The organism is Agromyces binzhouensis (genome assembly GCF_004135055.1).
Taxonomy (GTDB): domain Bacteria; phylum Actinomycetota; class Actinomycetes; order Actinomycetales; family Microbacteriaceae; genus Agromyces; species Agromyces binzhouensis.
In genome coordinates this window covers 1-10,425 of the sequence record NZ_SDPL01000073.1, presented here as the reverse complement: position 1 = coordinate 10,425, position 10,425 = coordinate 1, and the positions used below count along the sequence as shown (strand labels likewise).

General features: G+C 71.9%; 11 protein-coding genes. 4 read left to right on the top strand and 7 right to left on the bottom strand.

The window, feature by feature from the left end; all coding sequences use genetic code 11:
• A partial coding sequence (locus tag ESO86_RS05875; protein WP_165307383.1) for a beta-lactamase family protein occupies window positions 1-432 on the top strand: 432 nt, incomplete at its 5' end.
• Between the two features lie 19 nt (window positions 433-451).
• On the opposite strand, the gene ESO86_RS05870 is transcribed toward ESO86_RS05875, so the two are convergent.
• The gene (locus ESO86_RS05870; RefSeq protein WP_129234038.1) at window positions 452-1,258 is read right to left on the bottom strand and encodes a glycoside hydrolase family 16 protein; all 807 of its coding nucleotides are present in this window, start codon (window positions 1,256-1,258) and stop codon (window positions 452-454) included.
• A gap of 173 nt (window positions 1,259-1,431) precedes the next feature.
• Between ESO86_RS05870 and ESO86_RS05865 the strand changes: the two genes are divergently transcribed.
• Both ESO86_RS05865 and ESO86_RS05860 read left to right on the top strand, forming a co-directional pair.
• Window positions 1,432-2,880 (top strand): NAD(P)/FAD-dependent oxidoreductase, encoded by a 1,449-nt coding sequence (locus ESO86_RS05865; protein ID WP_129234036.1) that lies wholly within the window; start codon window positions 1,432-1,434, stop codon window positions 2,878-2,880.
• Window positions 2,877-3,260: a cupin domain-containing protein gene (locus ESO86_RS05860; protein WP_242492224.1), complete on the top strand. Its 384-nt coding sequence runs from the start codon at window positions 2,877-2,879 to the stop codon at window positions 3,258-3,260. Before ESO86_RS05865 ends, ESO86_RS05860 begins: the two co-directional genes overlap by 4 nt.
• Before the next feature lie 79 nt (window positions 3,261-3,339).
• On the opposite strand, the gene ESO86_RS05855 is transcribed toward ESO86_RS05860, so the two are convergent.
• Window positions 3,340-3,933 (bottom strand): TetR/AcrR family transcriptional regulator, encoded by a 594-nt coding sequence (locus ESO86_RS05855; RefSeq protein WP_129234034.1) that lies wholly within the window; start codon window positions 3,931-3,933, stop codon window positions 3,340-3,342.
• Window positions 3,934-3,951: 18 nt separating this feature from the next.
• Window positions 3,952-5,433: an APC family permease gene (locus tag ESO86_RS05850; RefSeq protein ID WP_129234032.1), complete on the bottom strand. Its 1,482-nt coding sequence runs from the start codon at window positions 5,431-5,433 to the stop codon at window positions 3,952-3,954.
• Window positions 5,434-5,575: 142 nt separating this feature from the next.
• Between ESO86_RS05850 and ESO86_RS05845 the strand changes: the two genes are divergently transcribed.
• Window positions 5,576-6,742, top strand: a complete 1,167-nt coding sequence (locus tag ESO86_RS05845; protein WP_129234030.1) for a DmpA family aminopeptidase — start codon at window positions 5,576-5,578, stop codon at window positions 6,740-6,742.
• Window positions 6,743-6,772: 30 nt separating this feature from the next.
• Here the strand turns inward: ESO86_RS05845 and ESO86_RS05840 are convergent, their stop codons facing one another.
• The 4 genes from ESO86_RS05840 to ESO86_RS05825 form a co-directional block, all read right to left on the bottom strand.
• Entirely contained in the window at window positions 6,773-8,452 is a 1,680-nt protein-coding gene (locus ESO86_RS05840; protein ID WP_129234028.1) for an alkaline phosphatase D family protein, read from the bottom strand.
• A 202-nt stretch (window positions 8,453-8,654) separates the two neighbouring features.
• A complete protein-coding gene (locus ESO86_RS05835; protein WP_129234026.1) occupies window positions 8,655-9,377 on the bottom strand; it encodes a winged helix-turn-helix transcriptional regulator in 723 nt (240 codons plus the stop codon).
• 10 nt (window positions 9,378-9,387) lie between these two features.
• Window positions 9,388-9,846, bottom strand: coding sequence for a VOC family protein (locus ESO86_RS05830; protein WP_129234024.1), 459 nt, complete (start codon window positions 9,844-9,846; stop codon window positions 9,388-9,390).
• Between the two features lie 113 nt (window positions 9,847-9,959).
• Window positions 9,960-10,425: helix-turn-helix domain-containing protein (locus ESO86_RS05825; RefSeq protein ID WP_165307380.1), on the bottom strand; the 466-nt coding region annotated here is incomplete at its 5' end.

The window sequence follows — 10,425 nt, the reverse complement described above, 5'->3', positions numbered from 1 at the left end:
CGACCGAGGATCGCGCCGCTCCGACTCGGCCGCGTCGAGGCGAGCGGGTTCGCGAGCCTCAGCTGCGACTGGGCGGGCGGCGGCATCGTCAGCACGCTCGACGACCTGGCCGCCTTCAGCAGGGGCCTGCACGACGGCAGCCTGCTCGCGCCGGCGACGTTCGCGCGCCTCGCCGAGCCGCGGAACCGCTTCCGTCCCGGCATCAGGTACGGCGCGGGGATGATGGAGATCCGCTTCGGCGGGTTCTCGCCCTTCCTCGCCGCCCTGCCCCGCCCGACGGGCCACATCGGCGTGCTCGCGACGCACGCCTTCCACGATCCGGTGCACGACGCCGACATCGTGCTGAACTTCGCGTCGACCCGGGAGATGCGCCGCAGCTTCATGACCCTCATCGAGGTCGAGCGCGCGCTGCAGGGCGCCGCGAAGGAGTGAACGGCCCGTCGGCCCCGGCTCACTCCGCGCGGTACCCCCGCACCGCGTGCACCGCGAACGACTCCGGGTACGCGGCCGTCGCCGGCGCTTCCGGCGGGAACGCGTAGACGTTGAGCATGAGCTGCATCGGGTACTGCGGCGACTGCGCGACGCGCTTGCGCACGAGCCCGTCGATCGAGAACACCACCTCGTCCGGGCGCCAGTCGACGGCGTAGCGATGCGGCTCGCGCACGTCGGCGTTCAGGCGCACCTGCTCGAAGTCGTCGGTGATGGCGGGGTCGTTGAACGGGTGCACGCCCATGCCGACGAGCGCGCTGCCGTCGTCGGCGATGTCCCGACCGAAGATCTCGAAGACGCAGATCTCCGCGGAGCGCTGCGGCTCGTCCTCGATTCCGATCATCCAGAGCGCGGCCATCGCGTGCTCGTCGATGCCGTCGATGGCGGCGACGATCTCGACGCGGCCGAAGTGCGGCGTGAAGAGCCGGCGGTCCGCCTGGGCCTCGCGGACCACGAGCCCCTCGCGGAACGGATGCTGCCCCGACCCGGAGCCGACCGGCCCCGAGCGCACGGCGGTCTGCAGGTTCGACACCTGGGTCGACCCGTCGTACTCGACGGACCATGCGGGCTGGTCGGCGTCGACCCGCAGCCGCAGCACGCCGTCGACCACGTCGTACCGTGCGCGCGTGCGCTCTCGACTCGACCACTGGGGCAGGTAGTGCGGGATCCACTGCTCGAGGTCGAGCTCGGGGCCGGTCAGGTCGGCGTCGAACTCCAGCAGGTCGGGGGCGGGCGGCGGCACGGGAGGAGCGGGCGGCACGGCGGGCATGCGCTCGATACTGCCCGACGCCTCCGACACGAGGGTCCGTCATCCACAGCCCTCCTGGAACGTCGCGCAGGGTGTCCGATCGCTCCACGTCATCCCGACGGCCTGTCTATTGTCCAACTGTGCAATATAGGGCAGTATGGATGCCACCAGACCGACTTGGAGTGATCCCACCCATGGGAACGACCGTCTTCGAACGCCGCCGCCCCGCGGCATCCGTCATCGACCGCAGCCTCGCCGACACCAGGGCGAGCGTGTTCTGGCTCGACGACCTCCCCGCCGACGCGACGCGCGCACGGCCGCGCCTCGCGGGCACCATCGTCGCCGACCTCGCCGTCGTCGGCGGCGGCTACACGGGCCTCTGGACGGCGGTGCTCGCCAAGCGCGCGAACCCCGACCTGCACGTCGTGCTCCTCGAGGCGAGGCGCATCGGCTGGGCGGCATCCGGCCGCAACGGCGGCTTCTGCGAGGCGAGCCTCACGCACGGCCGCGAGAACGGCGTGAACCGCTGGCCCGACGAGATCGACGAGCTCGACCGGCTCGGCCTGGCCAACCTCGACGCGATCGAGGCGTCCGAGGCCGAGTTCGGCATGGACTTCGAGTTCGAGCGCAACGGCGCCCTCGACGTCGCGATCGAGCCGCACCAGGTCGAGTGGCTGCACGAGGCGGCAGCGGATGCCGCGTCCCGCGGCGACGACACGGTGAAGCTGCTCGACGAGCACCAGGTCCGCGAGGAGGTCGACTCCCCCACGTACCTCGGCGCGATCTGGAACACGCGCACGAGCGCCATCCTGCACCCGGCCAAGCTCGCCGCGGAGCTCGCGCGCGTCGCCGAGGAGGCCGGCGTCGAGATCTTCGAGGGCTCGCCCGTGACCCGCCTCGACACCGCGGGCTCGACCGGCGCGGTGCAGCTCGTCACCGAGCACGGCCGCGTCGACGCGACGCGCGCGGTGCTCGCGACGAACGTGTTCCCGTCGCTGCTCAAGCGCAACCGCCTGATGACCGTGCCGGTCTACGACTACGTGCTCATGACCGAGCCGCTCTCCGACGAGCAGCGCGCCTCGATCGGCTGGGCGAACCGCCAGGGCATCGGCGACATGGCCAACCAATTCCACTACTCGCGGCCGACCCGCGACGGCCGGATCCTGTACGGCGGCTACGACGCGATCTACCACTTCGGCGGGCGCGTCCGCGACGCCTACGAGGACCGGCCCGAGAGCTTCGAGAAGCTCGCGAGCCACTTCTTCACGACCTACCCGCAGCTCGAGGGCCTGCGCTTCACGCACAAGTGGGCCGGCGCGATCGACACGTCGACGCAGTTCACCGCGTTCACCGGGCTCGCGCGCGACGGCCGCGTCGCCTACGCGTCCGGGTTCACCGGACTCGGCGTCGCCTCGACGCGCTTCATGGCCGAGACCATGCTCGACCTGCTCGCGGGTCGGGACACCGAGCGCACCCGACTGAAGATGGTGCAGACGCGGCCGCTGCCGTTCCCGCCGGAGCCCGCGGCATCCCTCGGCATCAACGCCACGCGCTGGTCCCTCGACCGCGCCGACCACGACGGAGGACGACGCAACATGCTGCTGAAGACCCTCGACGCCCTCGGCCTCGGGTTCGACTCGTGAGCGCGTCCGAGCCCGCGTTCGCGCGCCTCGCCGCGGGTGCGATGACGGATGCCGCGGGCTTGGCGCTCGCACACGAGCCCGTCCCGGCCGACCAGGTCGTCGCCGGCACGCCCGAGACCGGCTACGCCCCGCTCGACGAGCCCGCCGACGGCGGGCGGGCGGGCGAGCTCGGCGTGTGGGAGATGACGCCGGGCGGGATGCGCGACGTCGAGGTCGACGAGGTGTTCCTCGTGATCGCCGGCCGCGCGACGGTGGAGTTCGTCGAGCCGGCGCTGCCGGCGATCGAGCTCCGACCCGGGTCGATCGTGCGCCTCGACGCGGGCATGTCGACGGTCTGGACCGTCACGGAGACGCTGCGGAAGCTGTTCATCGCGCGCTGAGGCGCCCGCGTCGCGTCAACCGCAGCCGGGTGCGCCGCTCAGTGCGCCCGGCTGCGCGCAATCCGCCGACCTCGCCGGGTCAGAGCTCGCAGTCGAGCGCCAGCGCCGCGTAGTCGAGCACCGCTCGCCGGCACTCGTCGCGGTCGAGGCCGAGCCCGATCAGCGGGTACATGTCGTACGAGTCCTCGAGCGCGACGAGGTTCCTCGCGATCGCCGCGACGGGCGTGCGCGGCCGGAACACGCCGACCCCAGCGCCGATCTCGAGCGTCGTGCGGTAGAGCATCACCTGGCGCTCGACGATCGACCGGTGCAGCGGCCGAAGCTGCGGCCGCTCGGGGAGCAGCGCGATGCTCTCGTAGACGATCCGGAGGTCGCTGCTGATCTCGTCGGGGATGCCCGCATCGATCATCGCCCGGAGTCGCTCGCGCGGGTCGGCGACCTCCTCGGCGATCCGGCGACGACGCTCGTAGAACTCCTCGAGCACGCCCTCGACCGCCGCGGCGACGAGGTCGTCGAAGGTCGGGAAGTAGTAGAGCACGCTGCCCGCGCTGACGTCCGCCTCGGCGGCGACGGTGCGCACGTTGGCCTGCAGGATGCCGCGTTCGCCCGCGACGCGGCGCAGCGCCGCGACGAGTGCGTCGCGGCGCTGCGCCTGCCTGGTGCTCTGGTTCACGTGTGCGGTTCCTCGGGATCAGTCCGTCCTGGACTCCGCCAGTTCGGCGTACTGCGCCGGGTTGCGGCGGCGCAGCACCAGTCCCCACACGATACCGGCCACGAACAGCACCGGGGTGGGCATGATCAGCAGGGCGTTCGCGCCCGGCTCGAGGCCCGTCACGTACTGGAAGTTCAGCACGATGAGCAGGAACCCGCCGATCAGTCCGAGCGCGCCGATCACGGGAGCGACCACCACGCGGAACCGGCCGTAGCCGCGCCGGTCGCGGGCGAAGAACCCGATGACCGAGACGGCCGCGACGGCCTGGGCGAAGACGAGGCCGGACACGCCCGCGCCGTACGACCAGATGCCGAGCTGCAGGATCGGGTCGGCGTTCGTCGCCGCCGCCACGAGGATCGCGACCACGGCGATGAGGGCGATCGTCGTGCTGGCGACGTGCGGCGACCGGCTCGTCGCGTGGGTACGGGCGAGCCGCTTCGGCAGCAGGCCCTCGCGGGCCAGCGAGTAGACGTAGCGGCTCGAGGCGTTGTGGAAGGCGAGCAGGCAGGCGAAGAAGCTCGTCACGATGAGCACCTGGAGTGCGGCGCCGGCCCACGAGCCGAGGTACTGCTCGCCCGCGATGAAGATCGTCGACTCGAAGTCGTCGCTCGCCACGAGGTCGACGACGCCGTCGATTCCGAAGGCGACCGTGATCATCCAGAACGTGAACGCGTAGAACACCGCGAGGAACCCGATGGCGATGTAGGTCGCGATGGGGACCGTGCGCGACGGGTCCTTCGCCTCCTCCGAGTAGATCGCGGTGCCCTCGAAGCCGATGTACGCGCCGAAGCCCGTGACGAACAGGGCCGCAACGCCCGGAGCGAGGAAGACGGCCTCGGGTGCGAACGGCGCCGCGCTCCACGGCTCGGGGCCGCCGTTCACGAGCACCGCGATCGACAGCACGAGCAGGATGCCCACCTCCGCCGTGAGGAGCACGGCGAGCACCTTCGCACCGACGTCCACCTTGCGGTAGCCGAGGAAGGCGACGCACGCGACGGCGATGAGCGACCAGATCGGCCACGGCAGGTCGAGGCCGACCAGGTTGGCGAAGGTCAGCTGGGCGAAGAACCCGAGGAATCCGTAGAAGCTGACCGAGAGGACGATGTAGGCGAACACCGTGACCAGGGCCGTCCCGATGCCGACGGGCTTGCCGAGCCCCCGCGAGGCGTACGCGTAGAAGGCTCCGGTGTTGCGGACGTGCCGCGACATCGCGGTGAAGCCGACCGCGAAGAAGACCAGGATGGCGCCGCAGACGAGGATGGCGCCCGCAGCGCCGACGCCGCCGAGCCGCATGGTGGTGGGCGCGGCACTCGCGACCACCGTCAGCGGGGCGGCCGCGGACACGACGAAGAACACGATGTCCCACACGCGGAGCCGGCCACCGGCGAGCCTGCCGGCTCCGGCGGCCTGCCGGGCCGGCGGGGTGCCGGATTCGATCGTCTCCGGGATCTGTTGCGTCATTGCAAGGTCTCCTCACGCGCTGGGCGCTGGTCGGGGGAAGGAACTTGAACATGCATTCAACTTTCTGTCGACGGCTCCTGTCAAGACTGTTATCGTCGGAAGTCGTAACATCTGAACGATTGTTCGAGTACTGGAGTCGACGATGACCACCACGCCGCAGCCCCCCACCCGCGCCCGCGACCTCGGCGTGCCATTCGACGGCACTCCCGGCCGATGGAACGCGATCACCGACGTCCCCGGCGTCGAGGTCGGGTACGCGACGATCATCGAGGGCGCGCCCGGCGACGAGGTCGTCGCACGCACCGGGGTGACGGCGATCCTGCCCCGCGGCCGCGAGGGAGCGGGCGTCCCCTGCGCGGCCGGCGTCCACTCGCTCAACGGCAACGGCGAGCTCACCGGGCGCAGCTGGATCGAGGAGTCGGGCTCGCTCACGCTTCCGATCGGCATCACCAACAGCCACGCGGTCGGTGCGGTGCACACGGGCATCGACCGCTGGGCGAACGAGGTCCACCCCGAACTGTCGGCCGAGTGGATGCTCCCCGTCGTCGGCGAGACCTGGGACGGCTACCTGAACCAGATCAACGCCGGCCACGTGCGACCCGAGCACGCGATCCTCGCCATCGAGTCGGCCGCGGGCGGCCCGGTCGCCGAGGGCAATGTCGGCGGCGGCACGGGCATGAACTGCTACGGCTTCAAGGGCGGGTCCGGCACGGCGTCGCGCGTCGTGCGGTTCGGCGCAGAGACCCACACCGTCGGCGTGTTCCTGCAGGCCAACTTCGGCACCCGCGACGAGCTGCGGCTCGCCGGCGTCCCCCTCGGCCGGGAGTCGGCTGCTCCGAACCCGTACGAGGACATCGAGTGGTTCGTCCGCGACGGCCGGCGGGCGCGCGTGCGCGCCGGATCGGGCAGCGTGATCGGCATCGTGATCACCGACGCCCCGCTCCTGCCGGGCCAGTGCGAGGCCCTCGCCCGCCGGGTGCCGCTCGGGCTCGCGCGCACCGGGACGAGCGGGAGCCACTTCTCCGGCGACATCTTCCTGGCGTGCTCGACCGCCAACGCGGGCGCCTTCACGTCGAGCATCCCGACCGCCGAGCCGGGCGAGGATCCCTACGAGACCGCGCGCTTCGTGCCGTGGGGCCGGATCGACCCCTACTTCGAGGCGGTCGTGCAGGCGACCGAGGAGGCCGTCGCGAACGTCCTCGTCGCGGCCCGCGACATGGTCGGCCGCGACGGGCACGCGAACGTCGCCCTGCCACACGACGAGGTGCGCGCCGCCTTCGGGGGCCGAGCGGAGCACACGGCGGCCTGAGCCTGCCGGGACCGGCGAACGCTCGGCGCGTCAGCCCGAGGTCACCCGCGCGCGTGGATCCGCCGGCACCCGCACGTCGGCGACCTGCTCGAGGTGCGGATGCCGCTGGTCGCCGTCGTCGACGACGCCCGTGTGCCACGTCAGCCTCAGCTCGTCGGGGCGATCGATGAGCATCGCGAGGTTGTTCGCGAACCACGGCCCCTTCACGGTGCGCCAGCGGAACGGCGCATCGGGGACCTTGGCCGAACGCGCGGCGAGCCGGCCGATCGGCGTCGCCGCGCCGTACGACATCACCACCGAGAACCAGCGCATGACGCGCGGCAGCGGGTTCCGGATGGGCGAGCACACCGCCTGGAGGATCCGCGACCCCGGAACGTCGTCGCGGTCGACCTGGGCGAGGTAGGAGTAGTGCACGTCGCCCGCGAGGAACAGCACGTTCTGCGGTGCCGCGCCGCGCTCGCCGGCGGCGAGCTCCCGAACCATCCGCGCGACCTTCTGGAACGTGTCCTCCCAGGCCGCCCAGTGCTCGAGGTCGACGGCCTGGCGGAGCACCTCGCCCACGCGGGCCGCCCGCCGGCCCCAGGCACCCTGCGAGATCGCCTCGTCCCACGCCTCGACGTTGTGCAGCCCCATCGGGAGGAGGAACGGGAGGGAGGTCGCGATGAGCACGTGCCGGAAGTCCCCTCGCAGCTGCGCGTCGAACCAGTCGAGCTCGTCCGGATCGAGTAGGGCCCGGTCGTCCGGGTCGAGTTGGCGTGCGGCACGGGAGTCGACGACGACGAGGCGGATGTCGTCGAAGTCGCGCGTGTAGCTCCATCGCACGCTCGTCGGCTCCCGGTCGCTGCGGTCGGCGAACGCGTCGACCTCGTCGGTGAGGTCGAGCTCGTGGTCGCCGTCGTGCCCGGCGATGCGCTGCCAGAGCTCGTCGTCGGCCCGCTCCTGCGGAGTGAGGTTGCCCAGGTGCTGGTACACCCAGTACGAGCCGAGTCCGGCGACGATGCGGCCGTGCCACCAGGAGGTGGCCTCCATCTTCTGCTTCCAGTCGTGCGAGGCGTTCCAGTCGTCGCGCACGTCGTGGTCGTCGAAGATCATCGCGGTCGGCACAGTCGAGAGCAGCCAGCGGTTGGCCGGGTCCGACCATGCGAGCCGGTACAGGTGGGCGTACTCCTCGTAGTCCTTCAGCTCCTCGCCGGGCTCCTCGTCGATGTCGCGCTTGTTCCGGATGAACTCCTGCATCTCGTCCGAGGTGATGTCGGCGTAGACCTGGTCGCCGAGGAACATCATGAGGTCGGGGCGTTCGGCGTAGCCCGCGGCGAGCGCGAGCGCGAACGCGCGCATCGCGTCGACGCCGTGCGTGAGGTTGCCCTCGAGGTCATGCGGCACGCTCGTGCGGCACGACCCGTACGCGAGGCGCAGTCGCCTGCCCTGCTCCCAGGTCGCGACGACGGATGCCGGGAGCTCCGAGTCCGGCTCGGGCCAGGCCTGCTCACCGTCGACGTCCACCTCGTAGGGCAGCACCGACCCCGGCTCGAGCCCGTCGAGCTCGACGAGCGCGTAGTGGTGGTCGTGCACGGCGAACGTGCGCTCCTGCCAGCTGCGGCCGTCGGCCCGGACACGCACGGACGCGGCATCCTCGGTCTCGACCCAGATCGTCGCCGACGTCTCGTCGACGTGGCGGAGCATCGGACCGAGGATCAGCGGGGAGGTCATCACCTCGTTCTACCCCGCCTTCCCGCCCCTCGTCACGGGGTTGCGTCCGACGCACGAACGCGACAGGCATCGGATGCCGCGGTGGGCGCACCGAGCGGCGGCGGTCAACCCCTCCCGGGCCGCCGGGGGTGCTGGGAGGATCGGTGGCACGGAGGGGCGCCCCGATGCCGCAGTCGCGGGCCGACAACGGGCACCGACGCCGTCAGGCGGCGGATGCCGCGAGCCCGCCGGCCGCGTCGTCCGGCGGATCGGCGGCCTCGATGTGGAAGGTGCGCGCGAAGCGCGCCACCCCGTCGGCGTCGCCCGCGAGCACCGGGACGGTCGCGGCATCCGCTCGCCCCGCGATGAGGTCGCGGAGTTGCGACGGCTCGAGCGCGAACTCGACGCTCGCCCCTGCGGCATCCGCCGGCTCCGACGGCCTGGGCTGCGGCACGGCATCGGGTCCGATGGGCGCGACCTCGAGGGCCGGCCCGTCGACGACGGCCGCGACCGAGGTGGGCCCGACATGCAGCACGTACTCGGTCGCCGGCTCGATCGCCGCGGCTTCGGGCCGGAACGCGGACCGCAGGGCGACGGCGAGCGCCTCGTGGCTCACGCGCTCCTCCTCGCCGGGGTGGCCGAGGACCGACCAGCCCCAGCGCTCGAGCGCGAGGACGACCGGTTCGAGCTCGCGCCCGAGCGGCGTGAGCTCGTAGCCGCCCCGGACCGTCGGCACGCGCCGGACGACACCCGACTCCTGCAGCTCGCGCAGCCGGTCGGCGAGGATGTTCGTCGGGATCCGCGGCAGGCTCGCCTTCAGGTCGCCGTACCGGCGCGGCCCGACGAGCAGGTCGCGGACGATGAGCAGCGCCCACCGTTCCCCGACCCGCTCGATCGCGCGGGCCACGCCGCTGTACTGGCCGAACCCGCGGCCGCGTGCCGCCACGACGGAACCGTCAGGCGCCGGTCGCCGCGGCGCCGGCCCCCTGCTCGCTGAGGAACGCGTCGGGACCCTTCTCGACGGCGGCGGGCTCCATGAAGAAGAACTCGAGGATGTTGCCGTCGGGGTCCTCGATGTCGCGCGTGTACATGAATCCCAGGTCGGTGGCCGGTCGCGGCTCGCTTCCGCCGGCGTCGAGCCCCTTCGCGAGGACCGCGTCGACCTCCTCGCGCGAGTCGCACGTGAGCGCGATGAGGGCCTGCGCGTGGGTCTTCGGCTCGGTCACCTGCTTGGCGGTGAACGTCTGGAAGAACTCCCTGGTCAGCACCATGAAGTAGACGTTCTCGTCGAGCACGACGCAGGCCGCGTTGTCGTCGGAGAACATCGGGTTGATGCGGTAGCCGAGGCCCTGGTAGAACGCCTTCGAGCGGTCGAGGTCGGACGTCGGGATGTTGACGAAGATGCTGGTGGCCATGGTCTCCCCCATGTCGGCTGGTCGTCTGGTCCGGCCGGTCGGCCGTCATCCGTCAGCTTGCTCTTCGCAAGTGTACTTGTCAAGAGCAAGTAACGGATGGTGCGAGCCGGCGCTCAGCGCACCCCGCTCCGCCGCACGAGCAACGCGAGGTGCAGCGCGGTGAGCGTCTCGCCGTCGTCGAGGTCGGCCCCGAGCAGGTCGCCGATGAGGGCCAGCCGCTGGTAGAACACCGAGCGCGAGAGATGGCTCGCCTGGGCCGCCGCCGTCCGGTTGCCCGGGTGCGCGAGCATCGCCGCGAGCACGTCGAGCAGGTCGCCGCCGCGCGCGAGGTCGTGCTCGATGAGCGGCGCCAGCATGCGCTCGCCGAGCTCCTGCAGGCGATGGTCGTCGCGGAGCGCGGTCACCAGCCGGACCAGCGGCCGGTCCTGCGACCGTCGCACGACCGGCCCCCGCGCCGCGCGCGGAACGGGCGTGCGCGACAGGTCGAGGGCCTCCTGCACCGACACGAGCAGCCCGTCGAGGTCGCGGGCCGCCGCGCGTCTGCTCACCTCCGACTCGTCCTCGGGGTGACTCCTCCAG

Excerpts from the sequence above, each read along its gene's own strand:
- ESO86_RS05870 (WP_129234038.1), bottom strand. The coding sequence starts at position 1,258 with ATGCCCGCCGTGCCGCCCGCTCCTCCCGTGCCGCCGCCCGCCCCCGAC.
- ESO86_RS05865 (WP_129234036.1), top strand. The coding sequence starts at position 1,432 with ATGGGAACGACCGTCTTCGAACGCCGCCGCCCCGCGGCATCCGTCATC.
- ESO86_RS05850 (WP_129234032.1), bottom strand. The coding sequence starts at position 5,433 with ATGACGCAACAGATCCCGGAGACGATCGAATCCGGCACCCCGCCGGCC.
- ESO86_RS05845 (WP_129234030.1), top strand. The coding sequence starts at position 5,576 with ATGACCACCACGCCGCAGCCCCCCACCCGCGCCCGCGACCTCGGCGTG.
- ESO86_RS05840 (WP_129234028.1), bottom strand. The coding sequence starts at position 8,452 with ATGACCTCCCCGCTGATCCTCGGTCCGATGCTCCGCCACGTCGACGAG.
- ESO86_RS05830 (WP_129234024.1), bottom strand. The coding sequence starts at position 9,846 with ATGGCCACCAGCATCTTCGTCAACATCCCGACGTCCGACCTCGACCGC.